The following is a 26,381-nucleotide window of genomic DNA, read 5'->3' as shown; positions in this document are numbered from 1 at the left end:
TACCTGTCATTAGTGAAGTCGCGAGCTCTGAAGTGGCTCTTTTTTATACATTTATCCGGTTGGCCCGGCTTTAGTAAGGTAGTGCAATAACGCCACCTTTGTGCAACATTTTTACAACATTTATACGCGGGATAAAAGTCGATCAATCTTTACACGGAGGAGGCAAATCGGACGTTCAGGGAGCGGAAGATTACTCTTCAAAAGGTGGGATTAATAGACCTTATGCGGCTTATCTCGTTGATTAAACAAAGGGTTGTAAAATTCGCATGAGAAAAAGTAATGAGTGTAAGCGTTTGACAGCGGCATTGGCGAGGAGGACAATTTATCTCGTTGGGTCGTTAGCTCAGTCGGTAGAGCAGTTGACTCTTAATCAATGGGTCACAGGTTCGAACCCTGTACGACCCACCAACCAAATCAGCGTGTTACGCCCAGGCTTTTCTCCGTTTCTTCCCGCATTGCGCCGTTTTAAACGCGCTTTTTGCAAAAAAATTCGCATTTTTCGACTGATGTTCAGAAAGGTGATCTGGCGCAAACTGCGGTGTTGCACGGCAGTTTATACGGCAAGAGAGGCTGTGCGCTGACGCAACGTCGGCGCATGGGGCGGTCATTTGCCCAAGAATCTTTCAGGTCAAGATGCGGGGAATAAATGCGCAGCCGACATCAAGATCAGCGCCCAGGCGGCGGCCGAGAGTGCGGCGGTGGCATAGACGCGCCCCAGCGGCAGCTTCAGCATGCCGGCCATCAGCGGTACGGTATAGCGCATTACCGCCAGAAAACGCGAGGCGAACAGCAATGGCAACCCGCGCTTTTGCAGGGCGCGCTGGGCTTTGTGCAGCGGCGCATGAAAACGCGCCGGTAGCCGGCTGCCAAGATCGCGGCGGCACAGCAGCGCGCCGCAGTGGAACGACAAGATCGATCCCAGCGCGGCCCCGAGGGTGATGGCCGCCCAAACGGCGCTGACAGGCAGCGCGTGCTTGCCCGCAACGATGCCCATCAGCAGCGTGACCGAGGCGGGCGGCAGGACGGAGGAAACGAAGATCACGGATTTACCCAGCGCAAACAGGAAAATCAGCAGCAGCAACATCTCCGGCTCCGGGGTGTATTTGGCGATAATGTGCGTCAATTCATCCATTTAACACCTGTGGGCGAGGGGGCTGAATGCCAGTGTCCCATCCGCAGGTTCAATAATGGCTAAATAACGCGCCGCTATCCGGCAATCTTTGCGTCTTGCTTGCTCACGTCGGCGCGCCGGTTTTTGAGCGCCCACAACAGCGCGGCGCACAGCAGTGCAAAGGCGGCCAGCACCAGCGGCCCGGCATGCGGGCTGTGAAAACGCTGTTCCGCCTCGGTGCGGATAAGCGGGGCTAAAAAGCTGAACGCCGCGCCGAGCGTGGTGCAAAAGCCGATGCCGGCCGCCAGCGCCGGGCCGGTGAGCACCTGAGCGGGAAACGTCCAGAAAATCGGCTGTACCGCCAGGAAACTGACTGCGCAACAGCTCAGGGCGGCGATAGCGAGCAAAGGACCGGCATAGGAAGAGACCACCAGCCCCAGCGCCGCCGCGACCATGCAAGCGACGGCGATCGGTAGTCTTCTGGCGGTGTTTCTGTCGGCAAAGCGCGGCAGGAAATAGACGCCCAGCGCAGAGAACGCCCAGGGAATGGCGGCCACCAGCGAGGCCTTGAAGCCGAGATGGGTGCCCATCAGCGAGGCGACCTGCGAAGGCAGGAAAAACATCAGGCCGTACACGCCGATCTGCAGGGTGCCGTAGATCAACGCCAGATGCCAAACTTTGCCGCTTCTCATCGCTGCTTTGACGCTGCTGGTTTCGGTCTGCTGCTGTTCGGCTGCCAACTGTGCGACCAGCGCCGTGCGTTCTTCCTCAGTCAGAAAGCGGGCCTGCTGCGGGCTATCGTCGAGATAGAAAAAGGCGAAGACGCCGAGGGCGACGGCCGGCAACCCTTCCAGCAGGAACATCCAGAACCAGCCGGGTTTACCCAGCACGCCGTGCATCTCCAGCAATGCCCCCGACAGCGGGGAGCCGAGCGTCAGGGCCGCCGGCACGCCGAGCACGAAAATGCCAATGACCGAGGCGCGCACCTTATTGGGAAAATAGATCGACGCCAGCAGCAGGATGCCGGGGTAAAACCCGGCTTCGGCGATCCCCAGCAGAAACCGCAGGGCGATAAACTGCTGTTCGTTGGTCACCAGCCCGGTGCAGGCCGACAGCATCCCCCACAGTGCGGTGGTGGCGCTGAGCCAGCGTTTTGCGCCCCAGCGGTTCATCAGCAGGTTGGCCGGGATGCCGAACAGTGCATAGGCGGCAAAAAATATCCCGGCGCCGAGCGCAAAAGCGGATTGGGACAGCGCGATATCGATGGCCATCGCGTCCTTGGCAAAGCCGACGTTAACCCTGTCGATAAACGCGACAAAGTACATAGCGAACATCAATGGCACCAGTCTGCGCCAGGTTTTGCGAATGGCGGCGTTGAGCGCAGGAGCGGCATAGGTGGCGTGATTCACTGGCGTTAACCTCTCTTCTGAGAATGACAAGCGTCGGTCACAGGACCGTCCTGATGCCGTTGTCCTCAACACGACGGTAACCACGGTTTTTCTTCGGGACCTTTAAAGGTCTAAAGGACTAATGGTCAGGCCTTTAAAGGTGAAAAAAAACGCCGCGTATCGGGTCGGCAGGTGAGTGCAGACATCACCATGGTGAATGGTGTGTTGCTTTTTTGTTAACCGGAAGTTCACACAGGGCTGTGGCGCGTTCAAGCGCTTTGATCGAGATCTGTGTGCGCTATCACCGAATTGGCAACCCGGCGATAGGCCTGGAGTAGGGGGCTTTCATCTCGGGAGTGAGGACGATAAGGTGAGGCACGGCAAAACAGAATGCAGGAGCGCAACATGCTGAAGGTCATCGCTGAAGACTTTATCCATCCGGAACACATTGAAACCGTTATGCCATGGTATCGCGAGCTGGTGGAGAAAACCCGTCAAGAACCGCTGTGCATCAGTTATGAACTGTGCATCGACCAGCAGGACCCCGGGCATTTTATTTTTATCGAAAGCTGGCCGGATCGCGCCGCCCTGGATGTGCATTGTCAGACCGAGCATTTCACCCGGCTGGTGCCACAGATCAATCAGCATCAGCGCAAGCCTTGCACCTTCCTGTTTATGCAGGTATTTCCCGGTTTGAACGGCATCTAGATGAAAAAAGCCCCGCAGGGGGGCGGGGCTAATGGCTTCTCAATGCATCTTGTAATGGTTAATAAATAACCTTATTGCTTGAGGCATGCTCTGAGAATGCTCCTAAATGTATTCATCCTATGAATGATTATGCGCGGTGGCCTCGCTGGCGGTCCTGATGTCGCGCAACATACGGCGGCGTATCAGCCCGCTGACCAGGCGAATAGTATACCAGTAGGGGGTGAACCGCCGTCGGCTGGCGTCGTCGGGGCAGAAGATGCGCGTTTCCGTTACCAGGCGGCAGCGGCCGTCCGGCAAAGGGGTCACGACGTAACCCAACGCCAGTTTGGCGACGCCGGGCTGCGCGAAGGCCAGAAACCCCGGCCCGTCGGCGACGTCCTCCAGACCGTATTCGGCCTGCCAAAAGCGGCCGATCAGGCCATAGACCAGCGCCGTTTCATCCCGCTCAAGCAGGCAAAAGTTATGCAGGCCAAACGGCGGTGGGCTGGGTTTATCGCGTGGCATCAGCCGTGCGGGCAATTCGCGCAGCGCTATCATGCTGCGGAAAAAGCGATCGTGCTTGGGATCGTAAGCGGCCACGGCCGCCAGTATCCGGGCCGACGGCGCGGCGATGGTGATGGCATGCCGCTCCGAGAACTGGTATTGCCCAAGGTATTTATTCAGCAGCGCCATGCTTTGCATTCTCCCGCCATTCACTTTGCAGCAGAGCGAAACCGAATTCGTCGCCCCACGCGCCTTTAAAAAACACGTTTTGCCGCCAATGGGCCTCGCGCCGAAAACCCAGCTTGCCGAACAGCGCGGCGGCGCCAAGATTACGCGCGTCCACCACTGCGGTAATGCGGTGCTTCGCCAGCGGCCCGAACAGCAGGGCGATGACGGCGTTCAGCGCCTCGTGCGCCATCCCTTGCCGCTGATGGCTGGGCGCGAAGGTCACGCCCAGTTCAGCCTGGCGCCCCGCATCGAAGAAATGCACTGCGACATCGCCGAGCAACGCGCCGTCTTCGCGGCGCTCGACCGCCAGTTGAAACCAGCTGTCGTCACGGTTGAACTCGAGCCGCCGTTGTTGTTCGAAAAAGGCCTGCGCATCGGCGGCGCTGTAGTCGCTCCAGCTTTGATAGCGCGCCACGTCGGGGTGGCTGCGGTAGGCGGTAAAATGGGGCAGATCGTCGGCCGTGAACGGGCGCAGGATCAGCCTGGGGGTCAGCAGAGGCAAAGGGCGCATTGTTTTTCCTTATCAGCGCATTAGGGCTACCGGCAGTGTAGCCCAGCGCCGAGAGGTGGGCTGCGTAAAATGAGCTGTGGCGGAAAAGCGGAAATGCCGGTTCAGGCGAACCGGCAGGGGTATTATCGGCGGGCGGCAGCCTGACGCAGGCGCTCGACCGGGCCTTGTTGAAAATCGAATGAGGGAGCTTCCTGCCGTGCCAGCCCCTGGCGCACGATGGCCTTAACCGTTTGGCTGGCGGCAAGATCTTTTCCGGCGATCTGTTCGGCGATGCGCAGTGCTTCTTCCTGGGCCGTCCCCTCGCTGATACGGGAAATGGCGCCGTGTGATAACGCCTCCTGCGCATCGACGATTCTGCCGGTCAGCAGCCAGTCGAGTGCGACATAGGGAGAAACTCGCGCCGGCAAGCGCGCGCACCCGCCTTGTGCGGCGACTAACCCGAGCCCGGTTTCGGGGAAGCTGAAGCGTGCGCCCTGGCCGGCGACGATCAGATCGCAGGCCAGGGCGAGCTCAAAGCCACCTCCGTAAGCGATGCCATCAACGGCGGCGATGATCACCTTGGCGATCTGTGCATGGATCAGCCCGCCAAACCCCTCCGGCGTGACAATGGGCAGTTCACCCTGATGAAAGGCGTTGATATCCATGCCGGCGGAAAATACCGCCGGTTGACCGGCCAGGACGATCGCGCGCACCGAGTCATCGTTATCTGCCTGCCGCAGGTAGGTGCGGATCAGCTCGGCCATCTGCAGGTTGATGGCGTTCTTTTTTTCCGGCCGATTGAGGGTGATGACCGCAACCAGCTCGCCATGGCGCTCATAAAGCACCGGGAGGGCTTCATTCATTGTTGGTCTCTCCCCGGAAAAACAGCAGTGTCAGCAGCAGGGCGATGGCGCCGAGCGGCAGCGAAAACAGCGGCAGGTAATGGGCCGGCAGCGCGTAGAGCGTCAGGCCGCCCAGCATGCCGCCCGCCGCGATGCCGGCGTACAGCACCGAGCTGTTGAGCGACACGGTCAGTGCGCCAAAGCGTTTCGACAGCGACAACAGGTGATGTTGGATCGGCACCAGATACATCCAGCCGGTAATGCCCCAGACCAGGAAGATGGCCAGTACCCACCAGGGGGAAGTGACATAAAAGGCCAGCAGAAACAGGGACAGCGTCTGGAGCGCCACGGAAAACAGCAGCACAAACTTGCTGCCGAGGGCATCGGTTAACGCACCGGAGGCAAAATTGCCGATCACCGCGCCAATGCCGAACACCAGCAGCGCGAGGGGCAGAATCGCCTGCGGGCCGAACTGGGTGTTTTTCAGCAAGACGCTGACGTAGCTATAGACGATGTGTTCCGAGCAAACGGCAAAAAAGGTGATCAGCAGCGTAGTCAGCACCGCCTTTTGCCGCAGCGGGGCGAGCCGCTCTTTCAGCGAATGCTTGCCCGGTGGCGCAATGGCGCGCAGCGCCAGCGAAAGGCCCAGCAGCGCAATTGCCCCCAACAGGGCGATGAACAGGAATATTTCACGCCAGCCGATCAGTTTGGCGAGAAAGGTACCGAATGGAATACCGAGCGCAATAGCCAACGTCATGCCCCCATAGACGATGGAAATGGCCAGGCCGCGGCGTTTTTCCGCCACCAGCCCCACTGCGGCGGCGGCGGCCTGCGGCGTGTAACAGGCTGCACCCAATGCGGCCAGCACTCTGCCGAACGAGATCTGCAGGTAGCTGGTGGCCCAGGCGCAGGCCAAATTGCCGGCGATGAACAGCACCAGCGCCAACTGTAGGATATGCTTGCGGTTGACGTTGCCGAGCAGCCAGGCGGTCAGTGGCGCGAACAGCATATAAGCCAGCGCGAATACCGATATCAACTGCCCCGCTTGCGCGGGGCTGACGGCAAAGGTATCGGAAATGTCACTGAGCACGCCGGCGACGATAAAGGCGTCGGTGCCGATGGCGAACGTGCCGGTCGCCATTAGACAGAGCGTGACCAGATGGCCGTTATAATCCGCTAACTTCATCCTGCCCTCCGCAGATCGTTCGCTGCCCAGACCCGTCCCAGCGCCGCCAGGAACGTCTCCACGTCGGCATGGGAGTGTGCCGAGGTTGGTGTTACCCGCAGCCGCTCGCTGCCTGCGGGCACCGTCGGCGCATTGACCGGCTGCACGTAAATATCATGCTCATCGAGCAGTACTTTGCTGATGTGTTTGTTGCGGTGCGGATCGCCGACCCGCAGCGGCAGGATATGGCTGTCGGCCGACACCAGCGGAATGCCGGCGGCGCGCAGGCCGGTTTTCAGGTGATCGACGATCGCCAGCAGGTGCTTGCGCTGGGTGTCATGCTCGAGGTTGTATTTAAAACTGGCTAGCGCTGCGGCCACCACCGGTGCCGGTGACGAGGTGCTGAAGACGAATGCCGGGGCCCAGCTGCGCACCGCCTCCACCACCGAGCGGGGGGCGGCGATATAGCCGCCCGCCGCACCGTAAGACTTGCCGAAACCGCCCTGAATAATGGTGATTTTATCCAGCAGGCCCAGTTGTTCGGCGTAGCCCAGCCCTCGTTCGCCATAGACGCCGGCGGAGTGGATCTCGTCGAGATAGGTCAGCGCCTGATACTGTTCCGCCAGCGCCACGATCTGTGCCAAGGGAGCGAAGTCACCGTCCATGGAATACAGCGACTCGAAGGCGATCAGCTTTGGCCGCGCCGGATCGGCAGCCTGCAGCAGCTCGGCGAGGTGTGCCACATCGTTGTGGCGGAAGATCTTTTTCTCCGCCTTGCTGTAGCGGATACCGTAAATCATCGAGGCGTGATTCAGCTCGTCGGAGAATACGATCAGATCGGGAATGGCGTCGCACAGGGTGGACAAGGTGGCGTCGTTGGCGCCGAAACCGGTAGTGAACAGCAGAGCCGATTCTTTGCCGTAAGCGCTGGCCAGCAGCGTTTCCAACTCGCTGTGGTAGACCGAGGTGCCGGAAATGCTGCGGGCGCCGCAGGTGCCCAACCCGACCCGGTTAACCGCTTCGGTGGTGGCCAGCAGCACTTTGGGGTGGTGGCTCATCGCCAGATAGTCGTTCGAGCACCAGACGTTGAGACGGCGCTCACCTTGGTGTCCGTGGCTGGTGGCCCAGGGTTTGTCCTGTACGCCGCGTTCAAGGTTGAGGAACTCGCGAAAACGCCCCTGTTTTTTGGTTTCCGCCAGCTTTTCTTCAAGAATGTTCAGTACGCTCATAGCATATTCCTTGTGTTAAACGGCTTTAAGGTTTAGTGACAGACCCTGGCCGACGCCGACGCACATCGTCACCAATGCGTTGCTCGCCTGTCGGTCGCGTAATTCCAGCGCCGCCGACAGCACCAGGCGCGCACCGGACATCCCCAACGGATGACCGAGCGCGATGGCGCCGCCGTTCGGGTTAACCCGCGCGTCGTTGGCGTCGATACGCCAGTGTTTCAGCGCCGCTAGGACCTGTGAGGCGAACGCTTCGTTAATCTCGATGATGTCGAAGTCGTTCAAGGTGAACCCGCCGCGCTGCAGTAAGCGCTCGGTGGAGGCGATCGGCCCCAGCCCCATCAGCGCCGGTTCAACCCCGGCGGCCGTGCTGTCGCCGATCTCCGCCAGAGGTTGCCACCCCTGACGCTTCACGTAGCGCCCGGAAGCCAGCAGCAGCACGGCGGCGCCGTCGTTGATGCCGGAAGCGTTGCCTGCCGTGACTGTACCGTCGGCGGAGAACGCCGGTTTCAGCGTCTGCAACTGTTGCAGCGTGCTGAGCCGGGGAAACTCGTCCTGCGCGAATATGCGGGTCGTTTTACGATCCGCCGGCACGTCTACGGGCGTGATTTCCCGTGCCAGCCGGCCGCTGTCGATCGCCCGGCGAGCCTTTTGCTGCGAGGCCAGCGCGAACAGATCCTGTTCCTCGCGTGAGATATGCTGCCGTTGAGCCACGTTTTCTGCCGTGATGCCGAGCGGATCGCTGCCGTAGCGCTCCGCCAGCCGCGGATTAACAAAGCGCCATCCCAGCGTGGTGTCGTACAGCTTTACCCCCTTATCGAACGGCGTTTCGCTCTTGCTCAGCACATAGGGCGCGCGGCTCATGCTTTCCACGCCGCCGGCCAGAATCAGTTCGCTAAGGCCGCTGCGGATTTTTGCCGCGGCGTAGATCACGGCATCCAACCCGGAGGCGCAAAGGCGGTTGAGGGTGATGGCCGGCACCGACGGATCCAGTCCGGCAAGCAGCGCCGCCATGCGGGCGACATTGCGGTTGTCCTCGCCGGCCTGGTTGGCGCAGCCCAGAACCACTTCGTCCAGGCTCGTTTCCGCCGCCGGATGGCGCTGCAGCAGACTGCGAATGATCGTTGCCGCCATGTCGTCGGGGCGGGTATGCGCCAGGCTGCCACCATAGGTGCCGATCGCCGTGCGCGTGCCGTCGATCAGATAAACGCCGTCATCTTGAATGCTCATCATTAATCCTTAAGGCGTGGTCGTCAGCGCCGGTTGCGCGGCGTGCAGAAGGGTGTAATGCGGCGCATAGCGCGCCGCGTGCAGCAACTGCGCCAGGTTGCTCAGCGTCGTCCTGACGTTTTTCTCCCCCAGGCTATCGAGCCAGCCGAAAATGCCGTCGGCGTAGTTAACGCCGGCGACGGCGGCGACATCGATGTCTTCCCGGCTGCAGACGCCGCTTTCCACCATGATCACCGACTCGTTGATTAGGCTGCTGAGGACGCGGGCGACGATCAAGGCCGGGGAATCCTTGATAAATTCAACCTGCGGGATTGCCGTGTGCAGCAGGCGTAAGAACAGCGCTTTATTGGCCCCAGAGGCGTGGCGGCTGTGCGCTGCCACCAGATACGCCGTGTCGGCGTAATTCAGGGCAACATCGACCACAAAGGCATCCGCCGCCGTCTGCTCGGCCAGCTGGTTTGCCGTGCGGCCATCGGTGATGCTGATGGTGAAAGCGTCATTGATCCGGACGGCCGGCCCCAGGCCCGGTAATGCCGGCCGTTGTTCCACGCGCAGCCGTGGCCACTGAAGCGCGGCCCGCTGTTGTAACAGGGTAAAAAAAGGGTGTTCGCCGTAAACGTGCAGCGTCTCAATGTCTGCATCGGTGGCGGCCATCACCGGCGGGGCGTTTTCTTCGACGGCAAAATAGGAGCGGCCGTTCTTTTTTCCCAATAGACCGGCATCGACCAGCGAACGCTGCAGGTGGCCGGGGGTATAGCGCGCGTCGTATTGCATGTCCTGCCAGATTTGCCGACTGACCTGATAGTTGATGTCCTGGCCGATAAAATCGGTCAGTTCGAGTGGCCCCATACGAAAGTGCCCACCGGCCTTGAGGGCACGGTCGATCTGCGGCGCGCGCGCCACGTGTTCTTCCAATAGGCGGAACCCTTCCAGGTAGTAGGGGCGGGCCATGCGGTTGACGATAAACCCCGGCGTGGCCTGGCAGACGACGTCACGTTTCCCCAACGCGGCCACCAGCTGGCGGCAACGCTCCGTGGTGGCGTATGCAGTACAGTAGGCCGGGATGATTTCAATCAGTTTCATCAGCGGCGCGGGGTTGAAAAAGTGCAAACCGATAAACCGCTCGCTGTGCGTCACCGCGGTTGCCAGCTTATTTAGCGACAGTGAGGAGGTATTGGTGGCGATCAGCGTGTCGGGCTTGACTGCAGCGGCGATGGTCGCCAGCACCTCAAGTTTGGTTTGCTCTTGCTCGGCGATGGTTTCTATCACCAGCTCGCTGTCGGCAATGGTCTCAAATACCGAGGTGAACACCAGATTGGCCAACACCGCGCCTTTATCCTGCAGCGCGATCTTGCCCTGTTCGACTTTCTTGTTCAGGTCTAGCTCGATATAGTCGCGAGCCTGACTGAGGGTATTGCCGTTGCGATTATAAAGCACCGTGCGAATGCCTTTTTGCGCGAAAAGATAAGCGATGCCTCTGCCCATCGTTCCCGCGCCGATAATCGCAGCCGACTGAATTGCCGCATTACTTTCTGCCATAGAAAATCCCCGTCACTGTATGCCATGCGAAATTCGCAAATGCTTATTATCTCTTTGGATTTACGGCGGCACTGGGTGCCTGTCTGGAAAGTAATTGGCGGTGTCCCGGCTGTCTAACGGTAGAAATGACAGGTTTACGTGCCGAGGAGATTATGCTATTCGCGCAGTTTTCCAATTCGGTGCAATAAAAGGCTTATTTTAAAGGGAATAGCTGTTTTCGTTATAGCGTTGGTATTTTTTATTATATGAAACGGCTACTGGCGCCGGGCGACGATATTCTATAGTGAGTCTGACCTATCGATAAATCGGCATCGCTATCTGGAGAACCTGCGTTATGGATACCCGCACTCAACGGCTCATGGCGGAGGTGATTGGCAGCCTGGCCGATCGCGAATGCTTTCTGACGCAGCTGGAGCCCTGCGCCGAGGCGCTGGGGTTTGATTATTTCTCCTACATCGTGTTTTCCTGTTATCCGGCCAGCCGCCCCAAGATGCTGATCGAAGGGAATTTTTCAGCGAACTATCTCGAGGATTATCGGCGGCAGCGGGTGTATTTGCAGGATCCGGTTATTGAGCGCGCTCATCATTCCACGCTGCAGTTCCAGTGGGACGAAAGCTTTTATCACGAGCGGCCGACGCTTTGGCGGCATATGGCGCAATTCGGCCTGTGCGCAGGTTGGTCGCAGTCGGTTAAGGATTGCTATGGCCGGCTGGGGATCCTGACGTTTGCCGGTAAAGCACTACCCGAGCAAGCGCCGCAAGCGCGCGCAGTAAATGAAACTTTTTTCCTTTGGCTGGCGCAAACCGCCCATAAAACGCTGCGTGAAGCCTTGATCTCGGTGAACGACGACGCGATAAAAGATGTGCTGACGCTGCGTGAAAAAGACATTTTACGCTGGTGCAGCGAAGGGAAAACGGCGGAAGAGATCGCGCTGTTGATGGGGGTGAGCGAGCGCACGGTCAATTTCCATATCGGCAACTCGATTAAAAAACTTTCTGTCGCTAATAAGACCGCCGCCACCGCCAAAGCGGTTTATTTGCAGCTGATTTAATCTCGAGTACTAAATAATTAATCGCCTATCCGTTATTGGTGTGATGTTTATATTTTGTTAAATTAAGAACTATCCTTATCAGTATTTACCCCCGATCACAAAAGCGTGATAAAGCGATTCACCGCGCCCGTGTACGGCAGTATTCTGTAGGCACCCGGTTTACATAGAAAGGACGTGATATGTACAAGACTATTTTGGTGCCGATCGATATTGAAGAGGACCTGTTGACCGAACATGCGCTGAAGCATGTGGAATATTTGGCGAAGATGTCCGGCGCTAAAGTGCATTTCTTCCATGCGCTGCCGGATGCCTCGGCTTTTGTGACTGCCTATTCGTTCGGTCTCAAGGAATTTGAGAATCAGGCGGAAGTGAAGGCGGTCGAGAAGCTGAAGAAAATCATGTCGGAAATCGATCTGCCGTTGGATCGCCTCAATTACACCGTCAGCTTCGGCTCTGCGCGCGATCAGGCGCTGGAGCTGGCGGAAGAGATCGACGCCGATCTGATCATCATCGGTTCGCGCCGCCCGAGCGTGAAAACCTATTTGCTGGGGTCTAACGCTGCCGCTATCGTTCGCCATGCCAATATTTCGGTGATGGTCGTCAGATAATCCGTCTTAAGCCCACCGTTTTCGGGCGCGTTCTGCGGTTGCCGGTCGGCTGCAGAGCGTGCCTGGCGTTTTATTGCCATCTCAGCCTGAGCTGCTACGATTTTAGCTGACGTTTTTATGCCAACCGGGGCACCGGCCTTGCGCATATTCTTCATCTCAGCCAGAAGAGGGGCAGCTATGCCATTAGAAGTCGATGGGATCATCAGAGGCGATCGGGGCAGTGAACCGAGCCGTTGGCAACATGCGTCAACCAAACCGCTTATCACGCTGACCTGGCATCACACCATTCCCTGGAACTGTTTGCGTAATGTCTGGAATGGTCTGGTCGCGGGGCAGCATTGGGACGCGCTGGACGAGTTTATGAACCTGATCGGTGTGCCAAACCGCGCCGAGGTGCTCAAACAGATCAAGAATAAAAACCTGCAGGATCGCGATGGATTACACACTTTGGTGACCTGGCAAGGATGGAATATCGTCGAGGGGCCGGGTAATGAATATCGTGCGCAGGGGGACGATCCCGGTGAAAACTTCGACGGTTGGTCGGGTAAGGGGATGAGCACTAACCAGCAGGCGACGCAGCAGCAGGTCAACGTGTTGTACCGGGTGATGGAGCCGTTGGGTAACCGGGCGCTGGACGCCGCCAGACAGGCGCCGCCCATTACCGCTGAGGAAGCGGGCATTTTGCAACGGACGATTAAACAGACCCGCCCAACGTTGCGAGGAAAGGAACCGATCCGGTGGCAAGAAGACATGTGGCATCAGGTGCAGCCGGGTAAAGAGGCGAAACACTTCGCCCGCTGGGATACCAAACCGGTATGGCGCAAGCGCCTGCACAGCGACCTGGCTCAGGCAGGGTAAAACTCGCCCCGCGCCGGATTACCGGCGCGAGGGAATCAATCCGGCGCTAATCGCACAGCGCCACGATTTCGTCGAACAGCGTTCTGGGGATCTCCACGCCGTCTTGTTCGCTCAGCCTCCGCTGCCGATAACGGCGTTCGCCGGGGATGCGTGCGCCTTGCGCCTGCATATCAGCAAACATCGCCTCTGCGCTGGCGAAATATTTCGCCTTATCCGCACCGAGAAAACGTTCAGGATCCAACGCGATGATCAGCTCACCGCCGTAAGGCGACGAACCGGTGCCGTCGTCGTAGGCCAGCGATTCCTTGCTGGTCATATCGCCGATCAGCGGCCCGGCCAACAATTCAACCATCGCCGCCAGCGCCGAGCCCTTATGTCCGCCGAAGGTCAGCATTGCGCCCTCCAACACGCTGGCGGCATCGGTGGACGGATTGCCTGCCTTATCAATGCCCCAGCCTTCAGGCAGCGGGGTGCCTGCGCGGCGATGCAATTCGATTTCGCCGCGTGCCGTCGCGCTGGTGGCGATGTCGAACAAAAACGGCGGCCGATCCGGGCGCGGCCAGCCGAAGGCAATGGGGTTGGTGCCGAACAGCGGGCGCGAACCGCCGGCCGGCGTCACCCAGGCGTGGCTGGGCGTGCAGGCCAAGGCCACCAACCCCTGCTCGGTCAGCGGTTCGATGTCGGCCCACAGCGCGGAGAAGTGCACGCAGCGGTTGATCGTCAACGCGGCGATACCGTTGGTGCGCACCTTATCGATAAAGGCCGGCAGAGCGGTGCGGTAGGCCAGCAGAGAAAACGCGCCGCCGGCATCGGCGCGCAAGATAGCCGGTGCCTGGTCGAACAGCCTGGGTATCGCATCGGCAGAAACCTTGCCTGCCTGCAGCGATCGCACGCAGCCCAAGAGCCGGTACAACCCGTGCGAAGCGCAGCCGTCGCGTTCACCCTGGGTGACATTTTGCGCTACCGCCTCGGCATGCGCCTGATTGAAACCGTTGCTGCGCAGTGCGCGCAACGCCAGTTGATAAGCCTGTTCCAGCGACAGAACGTGCATGGATGTCATTTTGATGTCCTCCCTGGGTTCATTCTTCTTCATCGCCGATAAAATTGGCCTGGGGTAAACAGGTATAGGCGCCCCAGTAGTAAACCGCCAGCGCAATCACCGCCATGGTAAGGGTGTCCCACGGGTGGGCAATGGCGCCGATGCCGCCGAAGCTGCTGAGGTAGGAGAGTGCGATCACCAGCGCATAGAAGACGATCAGCCACAGCGAGGACCAAATTTGCTGCCGGAGGCTAACGGCGTGGGTCGGCACCTGATTTTTGAACAGGATGTAGATGAAGAACATCAGGATCTGCAAACCGAGCAGCCAGGAGACGGTATCCCAGCCGGACCAGAAGACGATCAGCGCCGAAATGATAAACGACAATGGGCCGAGCACGCAGAAAGCGCGCACCCGGAACGGACGCGGCATATCGGGCGCATTGCGCCGCAGCCCGGCGGCGGTGACCGGGGCGATGGCGTAGCTCAGCACCAGCGCGGCGGACACCACGCCGATCAGCTTTTCCCACGATGGGAACGGCAGCGTCCAGAATACCGAGAGAGCGAAGGTCAGCCACAGCGCCGGGCGGGGAATGCCGGACTCGCCATCTACCCGGGTGAATAGTTTGAAGAAGGTGCCGGCGCGTGCCCAACCGTAGATCACGCGAGGCGTGGCGTTCATATAGATATTGCCGGTGCCGCTCGGTGAAACGATCGCGTCGCTGACCACCAGAAATGCCAGCCATCCCATGCCCAGCGTGATGGCGATATCGCGGAACGGCAGGGAGAACTGTTGGCTGATGCCGGCCCAGCCGCCGCTTAGCATCTCGCTGGGGATACTGCCGAGAAACGCTATCTGCAGCAGCACATAGATGATGGTGGACAGCACCACCGACAGGATCAGTGCGATGGGAATGGTGCGCTGCGGCCTTTGCACCTCGCTGGCGACCGAAATGATCGGCGTCAGGCCGAGGTAGGCGAAGATGATGCCGCCGGCGGAAATGGCGGCCTCAACCCCGGCGGAACCGAAGGGAGCAAAACCCTGGCTGTGCAGGTTTTCCGGTTTGAAAAAGCTGAACAACACCACGATCACCAGCAGCGGCACCAGAAATTTCAGCACGCTGATCAGATTATTGGATTTGGCGAAGGTTTTGACGCTGTAGTAGTTGAGCGCGAAGAAAAAGCACAGCAGCGCCAGCTGCACCAGCCAGCCGATCGGCGTAGGGTCGCCGGAACCCGGCTGGCTGAGGAACGGGAACCAGGCGGCGTATTGCCGGGCGGCGACGACTTCGATGGCGATCAGGCTGGAGAAGGCGATCAGCGTGATAAATCCCAGCAGATAACCCATCAGTTCGCCGTGCGAGAACACCGGATAGCGAATGATGCCGCCGGCGCGCGGCAGGGCGGCACCCAGTTCGCAGTAGACGATGCCGAGCAGCAGCACCGCCAGGCCGCCGATCAGCCAGGAATAGATGCCGGCCGGGCCGGCGATGGAGGAGACATGGCTGGCGGCGAACAGCCAACCGGAGCCGAAGATGGCGCCCAGACCGATGAACGTCAGATCGGTGAGCGTAAGCTGCTTCTTGAATTTGCCTTGGGTTGTCATGGTATTACCCTTTTGTTATTGAGTGGCAGGCAGATGCGGCCGGGCTAATTTTGGGCAGGTGAAACCAGGGGATCTCGGGTGAAAACGCCGTTCACCAGCCGCAGCAGGTTGAGCGGGTTGGCGTCCTGCAGCGGTGGCGGCAACAGCGCCGCTGGCGTGTTTTGCAAACAGACCGGCCGCAGGAAACGTTCGATGGCCAACGTGCCTACCGAGGTGCCGCGTGCGTCGCTGGTCGCCGGATAGGGGCCGCCGTGCACCATGGCGTCGCACACTTCTACCCCGGTCGGATACCCGTTGAACAGCACCCGACCGGCTTTGCGTGCCAACAGCGTCGTCAGCCCGGCGGCCATATCGAGATCGCCGTCATCCGCCAGCAGCGTGGCGGTCAACTGACCTTGCAATGCCGACAGCGCCGCGTGCAGCTGTGCTTCGCTATTTACAGCGACCAGGATGCTGGCCGGGCCGAAGACCTCCTGTTGCAGCAGCGGATCGGCCTGCAGCAGCAGTGCCTCCTCCGCTTGATACAGCTGTGCCGTCGCCCGATGAGGGGGCGTTTCGCTGCGGCCCGCCAGACGGCGCATATCCGGGTGCGCATCGAGGGCCGCCAGCCCGTGACGGTAGTGCTCTAGCGTGCCGGTATTCAGCATCGGTTGCGGTTCGGCGGCGTTGACCAAGGCGCTCATCGTTTCGGCCAGCCGATCGAAGGCGGCGCCGCGCAGCGCGACGATCACGCCGGGCTTGGTGCAGAACTGACCGCAACCGAGCGTAAAGGAAGAGACCAGTTCCTGCGCGATGTGCTGCCCGCGCCGCGCCAGCGCCTGTGGCAGGATCACGACCGGGTTGATGCTCGACATTTCGGCGAAGACCGGGATGGGTTGAGGGCGTTGCGTCGCCAGATCGAAGAGCGCTCGACCGCCTTGCAGCGAGCCGGTGAATCCCACGGCCTGAATCGCCGGATGTTGTACCAGGTCGGCTCCCACGCGGTTGCCGAAGATCATGTTGAAGACGCCGGCAGGCATCCCCGTGCGTTTCCGGGCGCGCTCGATCGCCTGAGCGGTCAGCTCGGCGGTGATCATATGGCCGCTGTGCGCCTTGAACACGACCGGGCATCCGGCGGCGAGCGCGGCGGCGGTATCGCCACCCGCGGTGGAGAACGCCAGCGGGAAGTTGCTGGCGCCGAATACCGCCACCGGGCCGAGCGCCGTGCGGTATTGACGTAGATCGGGGCGCGGCAGGGGGGAGCGCTGCGGCAGCGCGCAGTCGATGCGCACGCCCTCGACGTCGCCGCGCCGCAGCAGCGTAGCGAACAGCCGCATCTGGCCGCTGGTTCTGGCGCGTTCGCCGCTCAACCGCGCCGGCGGCAAGGCGGTTTCCTGCATGGCGAAGGCGAAGAAAGCCTCATCCAACGCGTCTAACTCCTCGGCAATGGCGTCGAGAAAGTTCGCGCGTTGTTCCGCGCTGAGCTGCGAATAGGGTGCAAAGGCCGCGGCGGCAGCTTCTGCGGCGGCGGCGGTTTCTGCCGCCGTGGCCTGGTGGAAGCGGTAGCCGGTCGGCTCACCGTCGTCGGCGCGCAGGCTGAGCAGCGTCGCTTCCCCTGCGGCGCAGCGCTGGCCGCCGATAAATTGTTGGCCGCTGATGGCGGCATAGCGAGCGTTGGGCATCGGTTACCCTCGGTAGAGAAAGCATGACGCCCGGCATGGGGCCGGGCGATGAAGGCGTTACAGGCCGACGTTCGGCAGCGCAGGGCGAGTGGCCAGCGCTTTATCGATCACGGCGTTGATCTCGGTGAGCGTTTCGCCCTGCAGCGCCAGGCGCGGCGGACGAGTGACGGCGCTGCCGCGGCCGACCCGCTGTTCGCAGAGTTTGATGCACTGCACCAGATCGGGGCGGGCATCGAGGTGCAGCAGTGGCATAAACCAGCTGTACAGCGCCAACGCTTCCTCATAGCGTTTTTCCTTCGCCAGCCGGAACAGCGTTTCTCCTTCGCGCGGGAAGGCATTGGACATGCCGGAGATCCAGCCTTGCGCACCAACGGCGAGGCTTTCCAGCACCACATCGTCCAACCCGGCAAACAGCACGAAGCGATCGCCGACTTCGTTGCGCAGATCGATAAAGCGGCGGGTGTCGCCCGACGAGTCTTTGAAGCACACGATATTTTCGCAGTCGACCAGCGAGGTCAGGATGTCGGGCGTGACGTCATTTTTGTAAATGGGAGGATTGTTGTAGACCATGATCGGCAGATCGGTCGCGCCGGCGACGCTGCGGAAGTGCGCGGCAGTTTCGTGCGGCTTGGCGGAGTAGACCAGCGCCGGCATCACCATAATCCCGTCGACGCCGGCCTTTTGCGCTTCACGCGCCATGTTCTGCGCGAAGGCGGTGGTGAACTCGGCGATGCCGGCGATCACTGGAACTTTACCGTCGGCGGCGTCTCTTGCCACTTCGATCACCGCCAGCTTCTCTTGCACCGTCATCGAGGTGTTTTCACCGACGGTGCCGCACACCACCAGGCCGGAGACGCCGTCGCGCACCAGGTTTTTAATCACCGTATGAGTGGCATCGAGGTCCAGAGAGAAATCGTTGCGGAACTGGGTCGTCACCGCCGGGAATACGCCGCTCCAGCTTATGGCTTTATGGCTCATCGTGTTTGTCCTGTCGTCCGAAAGTGTTAATGAAAAGTGAATCTTTGGTAAGGCTCACCGACAGAGTGACCGGTATTGCGCGGGGAGGCTTGACGCTTTTCGCCGATTGCCGCGACGAAATTGGCACAATGGCGCCGAATAGCGGGCGTGAAAAAACCGGGCGCCGGTGCACCGTGAAAAGAGGGGGGGGGTAACCAGATAAATCAGCGCATTAAGCGGAAAGCGTCAGGCGGAAATCGCGCGGCGTAGAGCCGGTCATCGCTTTGAATTGACGGCTGAAGGCGCTGTGATCGGTGTAGCCGCACAGTAGCGCGATGTCGGTGATCGGCAGATCGCCGGCCAGCAGTTCCGTGGCCTTTTCCAACCGCACTTTGTGGATCATCTGGCGCGGGGTGAGGTGGAAGATACGCTTGCAGTAGCGTTCGATCTGCGCCACCGACAAGCCGGTCAGCACCGTCAGCTCCTCAAGTGCGATCGGCCGTGCGTAGTGGCGGCGGATGTGCACGTCGATCGCCGCCAGCCGTTGGTAGGCCGGGTGATGGGCCCTGGCCTCCTGCAGATCGTGAGAAATACCCGCCATACCGATGATTTTTCCCTGCGCGTCGTACAGCGCCAGCTTTTGCGTCAGGCACCAGCCGGTTTCGCGGCCGTTGTACAGGTGCATTTCCAACTGATCCTGGATCAGCACGCCGTGGCGCAATACCCGCAGATCCTGCTCGGTGTAGCCGGATCCGAGCTGGGCGGGAAAAACGTCGGCGGAGGTCTTGCCCAGCAGCGGTGTAACGGTTTTGAAACCGCAGCGCCTGGCCAGCGTCAGGTTGGCCAGCAGGTAGCGGGCCTGGGCGTCTTTGATAAAGAACACCACGTTGGGGATCGCGTTCAGCAGCGGCGCGATCAGCGCCAGCGTATTCAGCAGATCGCGCAGGTTGTTCGGGCGCTGCTGCGCCAGGCCATCGCAGAGGCGCGAAAGATGTTCGACGGCGAAAACGTCCTCTTGCTCCGGCACCCCCACGAGCGAAGGCGGAGAGAGAGAAACCGGAGGCTGATAGTCTGAAGTGGCTCGCATAGCTGTCCCTTTTCGGTCGTTAGCCGGAAAAACAGGCGGATCGGGTTGATGTCTTCGCATCAATATTAACTTTTCTTTAACGAATCAAGCGCTATTTCCGGCCGCCTGCCAAATATGCGGATTGCCGCATACTTTTACCGCGCGGTGCGTGGCGGTTGCTTGAAAACTGCGGCGCTTCTCGCCACGGGGATATTTAGCATGAAAGTAAAGCTATGATAAATAAGTTATTGTTATGGCTTTCGTTAAGGGCGCGCCCGTGACGCGTCAGGCCTGACTTTTGTCACTGTGCTGATTTCTTCATTTGCCGCGCCGAAACGCATCAAGCCGTTATGGCCACATTCGTTCAGGCTAACGCCATTGGTAACATCTCATTAACCCAGGAGACGCCGATGGCACTTTCTGCGCATATCACCGCTTTGCGGGCGATCGATTCTCATACCGGCGGAGAGCCGACCCGTCTGATCGTCGAAGGCTTTCCCGATCTTGGCGAGGGCAGCATGGCGGAACGGCGGGCGCGTTTCGCGCAACATTATGACGATTGGCGTTGTGCGGTGATGCTAGAGCCGCGCGGTAACGACGTGTTGGTGGGGGCGTTGCTGTGCCGCCCCTGTTCGCCACAGGCCACCGCCGGCGTGATCTTCTTTAACAACAGCGGCTACCTGGGCATGTGCGGGCATGGCACTATCGGGCTGATCGCTTCGCTGGCGCACATGGGGCGCATCCACGCCGGGCGTCACCTGATAGAGACCCCGGTCGGCCCGGTAAACGCCACGCTGCACGAGGACGGCAGCGTCACGGTGGAGAACGTGGCTGCTTATCGTTACCGCCGCCAGGTGCGGCTTGAGGTGGCGGGTTACGGGCCGGTGACGGGTGACATCGCCTGGGGCGGCAACTGGTTCTTCCTGATCGGCGAGTCGCCGTTGCCCATCGATAAACAAAATCTGGAGGCGTTGACTGCGTTCACCTGGGCGGTGCGGCAGACGTTGGAGCAGGCGGGCATCTGCGGTGAAGACGGCGGAGCGATAGACCATATCGAACTGTTCGGTGACGATCCGCAGGCCGACAGCCGCAGCTTCGTGCTGTGCCCCGGAAAAGCCTATGATCGCTCCCCGTGCGGCACCGGCACCAGTGCCAAACTGGCGTGTCTGGCGGCGGACGGCAAGCTGCCGCCGGACACGCAGTGGCGGCAGGCCAGCGTGATCGGCAGCGAGTTTCAGGCCTACTATCGCCGGAATGGCGATCGCATTACCCCCTTTATTCGCGGGCAGGCCTATGTGTGCGCCGATAGCCAACTGCTGCTCGACGAACGCGATCCCTTTGTCTGGGGAATACGCTGATGGGCGTCGGGCGGAAAGCCGATGTCATCGTGATCGGCGCCGGCATCATCGGTGCCGCCTGCGCCTGGCGGCTGGCGCGGGAAGGGTATCGCGTCTCGGTGGTGGACGATCGCCGCGCCGGCGCTACGGCCGCCGGCATGGGGCATCTGGTGTGCATGGACGACAACCCGGCTGAGTTGGCGTTGAGCGCTTATTCGCTGCGGTTATGGCGTGAAGTGACGGGGCGCATGCCGCAAGCGTGTGCCTGGCGCGGCTGCGGAACGCTATGGCTGGCGGATAAAGCGGATGAAATGGCCATCGCCGAGCAAAAGCGGGCACGGCTGGCGGAGCAGGACGTAGCCGCTGAATTGCTGACGGCGGAGCAGATCGCCGCCATGGAGCCGATGCTGCGGCACGGCCTGGCCGGTGGGCTGCGGGTGCCGGGCGACGGCATTCTGTATGCGCCGCTCGCGGCTCGCTGGCTGTTGGCCGACGGTGGCGCGGCGATCGACGTGGTGCATGGCGAAGCAGCAGCGCTGGAAGAGGGGGCAGTACGGCTGGCGGACGGCAGGCGCCTGGCTGCGCCGATAGTGGTCCTGGCCTGCGGCCTTAGGGCCAATAGCCTATTGCCCCAGACTTTGCTGCACGCCAAGAAGGGCCATCTGGCGATCACCGATCGCTATCCGCCGCGGGTGCGGCATCAGTTGGTAGAGTTGGGATACGGTGCCAGCGCGCATGCCAGCGGCGGCACCTCGGTGGCATTCAATGTGCAGGCACGGCCAACCGGGCAATGGCTGATCGGTTCTTCCCGCCAGTTCGATGCCGTCGATTCGGCGTTGGACATGCCAGTGCTGGCGGCGATGCTCACGCGTGCGCAGCATTTCTTGCCCGCGCTGGCGCAGATGAACATCATTCGCTGCTGGACCGGGCTGCGCGCCGCCTCTGCCGACGGGCTGCCGCTGCTGGGCGTGCATCCGCGGCATTCCTGGCTGTGGCTGGCGTTGGGGCACGAGGGATTGGGCGTCACGACTGCCCTCGGCAGCGCCACGCTGATTACTGCTCAGATCGGCCGGCAAACGCCGGAGATTGACGATACCCCGTATTTGGCGGCGCGGGCGTTTGCCGCCGAGGAGCTGTCGGTATGAATGAAGGACAAAACACGCTTACGTTGAGCATCGATGGCGATCCCTGCCGGGTGCCGGTTGGCATTAGCGTCGCTGCGGCACTTAGCCTGTGTGGCGACGATCGTTGTCGGTTGTCGACTTCACACCAACCGCGCGCCCCCTTTTGCGGCATGGGTGTTTGCCAGGAGTGCCGGGTGACCATTAACGGTCTGCGTCGTCTGGCGTGCCAGACGCTGTGCCAAGCCGGTATGCGCATTGAGAGGAGCGATGATGAGTAACTTCGACTGTGAGGTGCTGATCGTCGGTGCCGGGCCGGCCGGCATGGCGGCGGCGCTGGCAGCAGCGGAAAGTGGTGGCCAGGTGCGAATGATTGATGATAATCCGCATCCCGGCGGGCAAATCTGGCGCGATGGGCCGCAGGTGGCTTTGCCTGAAACGGCGAACCGCTATCGGCAGGCGGTGGCGACGATGGAAAATATTGCGCTGCAGTCCGGCTGCAAGCTGGTGGCGCAGTGTGGCGCTAACCGATTGGCCTATGAAGATGCCGAAGGCTGCGGCGTGATTCGCTATCAGAAGCTGATTTTATGCAATGGCGCGCGTGAACTGTTGTTGCCGTTTCCCGGCTGGACGCTGCCGGGAGTGACCGGCGCCGGTGGTCTACAGGCGCAAATCAAGCAGGGGCTGGCGATCCGTGGTGAGCGAGTGGCGATCGCCGGCAGTGGTCCGCTGTTGCTGGCGGTGGCGAACAGCGTGAAACAGGCCGGCGGCGAGGTAGTGCTGGTGGCGGAACAGGCGCCGCTTTGGCGGTTGGCGGCGTTCGTCGGCGGGCTGTGGCGCTGGCCGGCCAAACTGCGTCAGGCGTTTTCCCTGATGCCGCGTCGTTACCTTGCCGGCAGCCGGGTACTGGCGGCGTTGGGGCAGGAACGTTTAACCTCGGTGCACGTCAATAACGGCGGGCGGGAGAGAACGATCGCCTGCGACAGGTTGGCCTGCGGTTTTGGCCTGGTGGCGAATATTGAGTTGGCGATGCTGCTGGGGTGTCGGATAGAACACGACGCCGTAGCGGTGGATCATTGGCAGCAAACCAGCCTGGCGCATATTTTTGCTGCCGGGGAGTGTACCGGTATCGGCGGCAGTGAATTGGCACTCACTGAAGGCGCTATCGCCGGTTATGCTGCCACTGGGCAGCGGGAAAAGGCAGAGCGCCTGGCGGCGCAGCGGCGGCAGTGGCGACGTTTCGCCACGGCGGTGGCAAGCACCTTTGCACTTGATGATCGCTTGAATTCGCTGGCCAAACCGCAAACGATACTGTGTCGCTGCGAAGACGTCACGCTGGAACAGATTAGCCATCAGCCAGATTGGAACACGGCCAAGTTGAGCAGCCGTTGTGGCATGGGGGCTTGCCAGGGCAAAGTCTGTGCGACGGCGGCGAGGCAGCTTTTTGGCTGGCCTTTAACGCCACCGCGTGTGCCTTTAACGCCGGTCAGAGCGGAAACGCTGGTTGCTCTGGGAGGGCATTGCAGCGACGACGCCAATTGATGGCGCATCCCTGCGGTGACGTTTCAGTCCAATCCCACGTCGCTGCATCACCATTGCGGCCAATAGTAGGTTTTCTCACGCCAGCCTTTGCCGTACATACAGGCTTCGATGGTGGCGTCTCGGGCGGACTGATTGCGATCGGTCTGCACTGTTTTAATCGACGGTTCCTTGTCATAGCGGTATCCCGACGGACAGTCTTTCTTGTTCTTCTCGCAAGGAATGTATTTGTTTTCGTAGCTGAACTCCACGTCCCGCACCACGTCCGGGGGGAAGCGATCATAGCCGCGGCTACGGCATTCGGCATATTCGGCATTCCGGGTACTCTCGACCGCGCCGGGCCTTTCCCATTGGGTGCAGGCGGTCATCATCAAAAGCGGCAAAACGATCAAACAACGGCAATTCTTCATGGTGTCCCTAATTCTTTCTCTATCCTGGGGCTCGCCGCCTAGGAATGTTCCTAACTGGCGAGGTGAGAAAGTGTAATAAACTGACGGAACAATTGGAAATGATAATGGTTATTGTTTAGGTGTGATTGAGGTAGCGCCGCGTCGAGAGAGGATGTGGCGAATTGAGGGAGGCCGGCAGGGATCGCGATCTCACGACGAGGGGGCGACGTGACGCTGGTTTTATCCATTCTCTTTTTTGCCGCAATATACCGATCGCCATTGCATCATTTTGAGAAGGGAAACAATATGCAGGCTAAGTATTTTCTTATCCTATTTTAATGTCATTTTTATTTAGGATATTTACCCATTCCTAAGATTTAATTCCCGGTATTAATACCTTATTTTTTTATTTCTGTTTTTTTATTGTGGTTTTATTTTCAGATTTCATCCATGAAAGGCTTTTTAGTTACAGGGAATTCATTTGCATTTTAAATTTGGATTTTTTAAATTCAGTTCAGATGAAGGATAACCGTTCGCGACAGGGTCAAAAAAGGAGTTTATTTTGTCTGGGATAAAGAAAACGCCTGAATGTCATGACGGTTTACCTTCATCATCAGAGGATTATGATACGTTTAAGCACCTCTCTGATGTTGGCGCCGTGTTGGGATATGGGCGAACTCGCTTTTATCAGTGGTGCCGCGGGCGTGGATTTCTAACCCCGATGAATGTGCCCTCACATGAAATGATCAGCCTGGGATATATGGTGGCGGTGTTATCAGAGACCGGCCATACCCGGGTTTACGTCACGCCGGATGGTTTCAGTTACGTCAGTGGTGCGTTTGCGGCAGATATCCAACGTGGCATGGTCAAGTTTTAAATTTGCAAGAATCGCCTTTATTTCAAGAGCTTTAATGCAGAATCTTCTTATTCCTGCGGGTTGATGGGGGCGTGGGAAGTTGTCCGATTTTTTCGCCTCTGCGACATGAATGCTACTGGAGGCAGCTATTCTCTTGTTACGATAAGCATTATTTTCTTCAGGAGCCAAGGATGAAGCATTACGCCGCGTTGTTATTTGCCTCTGCACTGTTAACGGGATGTGCGACTCAAGCCATACCGCCGCAACAGGCTCAGTTACCGCCCCCGAGCCGTCTGATGCTCTATCAGAATATCCCGGATACGCCTTACGCCACGGTGGTGGTGGTTCGCGACAGCGGAATGCTGGCAGGCAGCTGCCGCACCGGCGTCTATGTGAATGGGGAGTTTGCCGCTTCGCTGGAGGCGAAAGAAAAAGCAGAGTTTCGCGTGCCGCCAGGCAATATCTCGGTCAGTATCGGGCAAGATATGATCGAGAATCACCTGTGCATTTGGCGTGATACCGGAGGCAGTATACCGATGACGCTGCGCGCCGGTGAAAGCCGCTATCTGCGCATCGCCGGTGACCGGCAGCGCGGTTTCGTTTTGCAGGCGGGGCGACCGTAACCCCGGCCGGGCAAGGGCGTTAACGTCCTTGCCACCATCCCCATAGGGTAATTAATAGCCACGCCGCCGCAATCCAGCACAGCACCGCCGCCCCCAGGGCCAACGACAGCCGCAGGCTGTTAATCAGGAAATACAGAGAAATCAAATACACCAGATAGGGCAGCACTGCCCACATGCCGAAAATTAGCGTCGTTTTCAGCGCCGCAATGGAACGCTCGTTGCCGACAATGTAGTGCGCAATCAGGGCGAAAGTGGGGAAAAGCGGAACTAAACCGGCGATATAATAGTTGCGCGTTTTGGCCAGCAGGCCGATCAGAACCACGACCAGTGCGCCGATCAGCGCTTAGACAAGGATGCCCATAATGGTCTCGGGTGTGGGGGAAAGCCAACACACTGCCCGAAAGCACGTGCAAGATCAATGGGGTGTGGCGTAACGCGGGGAAAAGCAGACCCGCATGAAGCGCGGGTCTGAGACGCAACGCTTACTGACGGTAAGCGTGCTTGATTTGCTGAATGCTGTTCTTGAAGATTTCCGCCTGGGTGGGATCTTCAATCTGGGCGATAAAACGTTCCATGTTGATGATAACTTTCCCGGCGTCGGCCTGGCCGATCGACTTCAGGATCAGCGTCAGCGTGGCTTTGAGGCAGGCAACCTCGGTCGCCAAGATCTCCGGGTTTGCAGACGTAGTGAAATCAACGTTGCTCATTTTCTCTCCTGATTTTTTGAGGCCGTAGCCTGATACAAGCTGCTTTGGCGCACCGCGCGCGGGCTAAACGTTGCCCCATGCGCGGCGGCGAATTTAACTGGGCGCGGAGTATAGCATAGCATGCGTCCATCATCTGCACCGGGCTTGCTCCACTCACGCCGGTGGGCAGCGCCCGTTCAACGCCAGCCTGAATCATCCATTATCGGTAAGTTATTTCGGGGCGGTTAACAAGTATTTGTCCGGCACGTTATTGTTGAACCATTGGGGTTATTATAATTATTTGAGGCGGCTGGCACCGATTTTGCCGATGTTCGCCGGGAATAATAGTTCTGCACGCCGGGTGTTCGGCCGGCGATGGCGGTGGTTTTTGCTACGTCTTTAAATATCAAATGATTACAAACGGCCAACCGCCGTGCTAATATTATTCATGTCGTGATTGCTTACACAGATTTCCCCCTCGCTGCATGATTATCGCGCTATCCTGTGTCTGACGCGGCGCAACGAAATTATTTTCGTCGCCCGTTCTTTTCCGACGTGACGATTTATTGGCGGCATA

27 protein-coding genes and 1 tRNA gene are annotated in these 26,381 nt (G+C 59.6%); 11 read left to right on the top strand and 17 right to left on the bottom strand.

The features are described 5' to 3' along the window. Window positions 1–332: 332 nt before the first annotated feature. Window positions 333–408: transfer RNA gene (locus ACUXAC_RS10675), tRNA-Lys, on the top strand. 220 nt (window positions 409–628) lie between these two features. Here ACUXAC_RS10675 and ACUXAC_RS10670 read toward each other — a convergent pair. Next, on the bottom strand, window positions 629–1,132 hold the full coding sequence (locus tag ACUXAC_RS10670) for a DedA family protein (RefSeq protein WP_100396520.1): 504 nt from the start codon (window positions 1,130–1,132) through the stop codon (window positions 629–631). 74 nt (window positions 1,133–1,206) lie between these two features. After that, window positions 1,207–2,520, bottom strand: a complete 1,314-nt coding sequence (locus ACUXAC_RS10665) for an MFS transporter (RefSeq protein WP_387442526.1) — start codon at window positions 2,518–2,520, stop codon at window positions 1,207–1,209. 384 nt (window positions 2,521–2,904) lie between these two features. Between ACUXAC_RS10665 and ACUXAC_RS10660 the strand changes: the two genes are divergently transcribed. Continuing rightward, complete coding sequence (locus ACUXAC_RS10660; protein WP_308342787.1) at window positions 2,905–3,207, top strand: putative quinol monooxygenase; 303 nt, start codon at window positions 2,905–2,907, stop codon at window positions 3,205–3,207. Window positions 3,208–3,324: 117 nt separating this feature from the next. Here ACUXAC_RS10660 and ACUXAC_RS10655 read toward each other — a convergent pair whose 3' ends face one another. From ACUXAC_RS10655 to ACUXAC_RS10625, 7 genes are all read right to left on the bottom strand, one after another. Further along, window positions 3,325–3,879, bottom strand: coding sequence for a hypothetical protein (locus tag ACUXAC_RS10655; RefSeq protein WP_342121027.1), 555 nt, complete (start codon window positions 3,877–3,879; stop codon window positions 3,325–3,327). Then, entirely contained in the window at window positions 3,863–4,429 is a 567-nt protein-coding gene (locus ACUXAC_RS10650; protein WP_343179446.1) for a GNAT family N-acetyltransferase, read from the bottom strand. The genes ACUXAC_RS10655 and ACUXAC_RS10650 overlap by 17 nt, the downstream gene beginning before the upstream one ends. Before the next feature lie 122 nt (window positions 4,430–4,551). Then, complete coding sequence (locus ACUXAC_RS10645; RefSeq protein WP_387442521.1) at window positions 4,552–5,271, bottom strand: enoyl-CoA hydratase/isomerase family protein; 720 nt, start codon at window positions 5,269–5,271, stop codon at window positions 4,552–4,554. Further along, window positions 5,264–6,436 (bottom strand): MFS transporter, encoded by a 1,173-nt coding sequence (locus tag ACUXAC_RS10640; RefSeq protein WP_038875325.1) that lies wholly within the window; start codon window positions 6,434–6,436, stop codon window positions 5,264–5,266. The genes ACUXAC_RS10645 and ACUXAC_RS10640 overlap by 8 nt, the downstream gene beginning before the upstream one ends. Beyond that, window positions 6,433–7,644 (bottom strand): 5-aminolevulinate synthase, encoded by a 1,212-nt coding sequence (gene hemA / locus ACUXAC_RS10635; RefSeq protein ID WP_060440242.1) that lies wholly within the window; start codon window positions 7,642–7,644, stop codon window positions 6,433–6,435. The genes ACUXAC_RS10640 and hemA overlap by 4 nt, the downstream gene beginning before the upstream one ends. 15 nt (window positions 7,645–7,659) lie before the next feature. Next, window positions 7,660–8,871, bottom strand: a complete 1,212-nt coding sequence (locus ACUXAC_RS10630; RefSeq protein WP_387442517.1) for an acetyl-CoA C-acyltransferase — start codon at window positions 8,869–8,871, stop codon at window positions 7,660–7,662. A gap of 9 nt (window positions 8,872–8,880) precedes the next feature. Continuing rightward, on the bottom strand, window positions 8,881–10,410 hold the full coding sequence (locus tag ACUXAC_RS10625; protein WP_141958759.1) for a 3-hydroxyacyl-CoA dehydrogenase NAD-binding domain-containing protein: 1,530 nt from the start codon (window positions 10,408–10,410) through the stop codon (window positions 8,881–8,883). A 334-nt stretch (window positions 10,411–10,744) separates the two neighbouring features. On the opposite strand from ACUXAC_RS10625, the gene ACUXAC_RS10620 reads away from it, so the two are divergent. The 3 genes from ACUXAC_RS10620 (at window position 10,745) to ACUXAC_RS10610 (ending at window position 12,927) form a co-directional block, all read left to right on the top strand. Beyond that, entirely contained in the window at window positions 10,745–11,461 is a 717-nt protein-coding gene (locus tag ACUXAC_RS10620; protein ID WP_060440239.1) for an autoinducer binding domain-containing protein, read from the top strand. A gap of 179 nt (window positions 11,462–11,640) precedes the next feature. Continuing rightward, window positions 11,641–12,069, top strand: coding sequence for a universal stress protein (locus ACUXAC_RS10615; protein ID WP_033642623.1), 429 nt, complete (start codon window positions 11,641–11,643; stop codon window positions 12,067–12,069). Between the two features lie 177 nt (window positions 12,070–12,246). Next, window positions 12,247–12,927 (top strand): hypothetical protein, encoded by a 681-nt coding sequence (locus tag ACUXAC_RS10610; RefSeq protein ID WP_149572210.1) that lies wholly within the window; start codon window positions 12,247–12,249, stop codon window positions 12,925–12,927. 46 nt (window positions 12,928–12,973) lie between these two features. Here the strand turns inward: ACUXAC_RS10610 and ACUXAC_RS10605 are convergent, their stop codons facing one another. The 5 genes from ACUXAC_RS10605 to ACUXAC_RS10585 all read right to left on the bottom strand — a co-directional run bounded on the left by ACUXAC_RS10605 (window position 12,974) and on the right by ACUXAC_RS10585 (window position 19,274). Then, window positions 12,974–13,987 carry an Ldh family oxidoreductase gene (locus ACUXAC_RS10605; RefSeq protein WP_454266650.1) on the bottom strand — a complete coding sequence of 338 codons (1,014 nt, stop codon included), beginning with the start codon at window positions 13,985–13,987 and terminating at the stop codon, window positions 12,974–12,976. Between the two features lie 19 nt (window positions 13,988–14,006). Then, complete coding sequence (locus ACUXAC_RS10600) at window positions 14,007–15,569, bottom strand: APC family permease (protein WP_454266649.1); 1,563 nt, start codon at window positions 15,567–15,569, stop codon at window positions 14,007–14,009. A 44-nt stretch (window positions 15,570–15,613) separates the two neighbouring features. Further along, window positions 15,614–17,230, bottom strand: coding sequence for an aldehyde dehydrogenase (NADP(+)) (locus ACUXAC_RS10595; RefSeq protein WP_387442511.1), 1,617 nt, complete (start codon window positions 17,228–17,230; stop codon window positions 15,614–15,616). A gap of 57 nt (window positions 17,231–17,287) precedes the next feature. Further along, complete coding sequence (locus ACUXAC_RS10590) at window positions 17,288–18,208, bottom strand: dihydrodipicolinate synthase family protein (RefSeq protein WP_387442508.1); 921 nt, start codon at window positions 18,206–18,208, stop codon at window positions 17,288–17,290. 211 nt (window positions 18,209–18,419) lie between these two features. Next, on the bottom strand, window positions 18,420–19,274 hold the full coding sequence (locus tag ACUXAC_RS10585) for a helix-turn-helix domain-containing protein (protein WP_387442506.1): 855 nt from the start codon (window positions 19,272–19,274) through the stop codon (window positions 18,420–18,422). 389 nt (window positions 19,275–19,663) lie between these two features. Between ACUXAC_RS10585 and ACUXAC_RS10580 the strand changes: the two genes are divergently transcribed. From ACUXAC_RS10580 to ACUXAC_RS10565, 4 genes are read left to right on the top strand one after another with little or no spacing between them, the layout of a single operon-like run. Next, complete coding sequence (locus ACUXAC_RS10580) at window positions 19,664–20,611, top strand: 4-hydroxyproline epimerase (RefSeq protein WP_387442503.1); 948 nt, start codon at window positions 19,664–19,666, stop codon at window positions 20,609–20,611. Further along, window positions 20,611–21,735, top strand: a complete 1,125-nt coding sequence (locus tag ACUXAC_RS10575) for an NAD(P)/FAD-dependent oxidoreductase (protein WP_343179451.1) — start codon at window positions 20,611–20,613, stop codon at window positions 21,733–21,735. The genes ACUXAC_RS10580 and ACUXAC_RS10575 overlap by 1 nt, the downstream gene beginning before the upstream one ends. Then, entirely contained in the window at window positions 21,732–21,992 is a 261-nt protein-coding gene (locus tag ACUXAC_RS10570; protein ID WP_343179453.1) for a (2Fe-2S)-binding protein, read from the top strand. Before ACUXAC_RS10575 ends, ACUXAC_RS10570 begins: the two co-directional genes overlap by 4 nt. Beyond that, window positions 21,985–23,253, top strand: coding sequence for an FAD-dependent oxidoreductase (locus ACUXAC_RS10565; RefSeq protein WP_387442501.1), 1,269 nt, complete (start codon window positions 21,985–21,987; stop codon window positions 23,251–23,253). Before ACUXAC_RS10570 ends, ACUXAC_RS10565 begins: the two co-directional genes overlap by 8 nt. Before the next feature lie 47 nt (window positions 23,254–23,300). Here ACUXAC_RS10565 and ACUXAC_RS10560 read toward each other — a convergent pair whose 3' ends face one another. Next, window positions 23,301–23,660 carry a hypothetical protein gene (locus tag ACUXAC_RS10560; RefSeq protein ID WP_343179457.1) on the bottom strand — a complete coding sequence of 120 codons (360 nt, stop codon included), beginning with the start codon at window positions 23,658–23,660 and terminating at the stop codon, window positions 23,301–23,303. A gap of 541 nt (window positions 23,661–24,201) precedes the next feature. On the opposite strand from ACUXAC_RS10560, the gene ACUXAC_RS10555 reads away from it, so the two are divergent. After that, window positions 24,202–24,516: a hypothetical protein gene (locus ACUXAC_RS10555; protein ID WP_387442498.1), complete on the top strand. Its 315-nt coding sequence runs from the start codon at window positions 24,202–24,204 to the stop codon at window positions 24,514–24,516. A 170-nt stretch (window positions 24,517–24,686) separates the two neighbouring features. Beyond that, complete coding sequence (locus tag ACUXAC_RS10550; RefSeq protein ID WP_038875373.1) at window positions 24,687–25,118, top strand: hypothetical protein; 432 nt, start codon at window positions 24,687–24,689, stop codon at window positions 25,116–25,118. Between the two features lie 19 nt (window positions 25,119–25,137). On the opposite strand, the gene ACUXAC_RS10545 is transcribed toward ACUXAC_RS10550, so the two are convergent. After that, window positions 25,138–25,458: a GlpM family protein gene (locus ACUXAC_RS10545; protein WP_454266710.1), complete on the bottom strand. Its 321-nt coding sequence runs from the start codon at window positions 25,456–25,458 to the stop codon at window positions 25,138–25,140. Window positions 25,459–25,600: 142 nt separating this feature from the next. Further along, window positions 25,601–25,825: a DUF2594 family protein gene (locus ACUXAC_RS10540; RefSeq protein WP_004927950.1), complete on the bottom strand. Its 225-nt coding sequence runs from the start codon at window positions 25,823–25,825 to the stop codon at window positions 25,601–25,603. Between the last annotated feature and the right edge of the window lie 556 nt (window positions 25,826–26,381).

The organism is Serratia sp. 121840015-1 (assembly GCF_053627655.1).
Note: the sequence above shows the minus strand (reverse complement) of the source record. Positions and strands in the feature narration are given on the sequence as shown.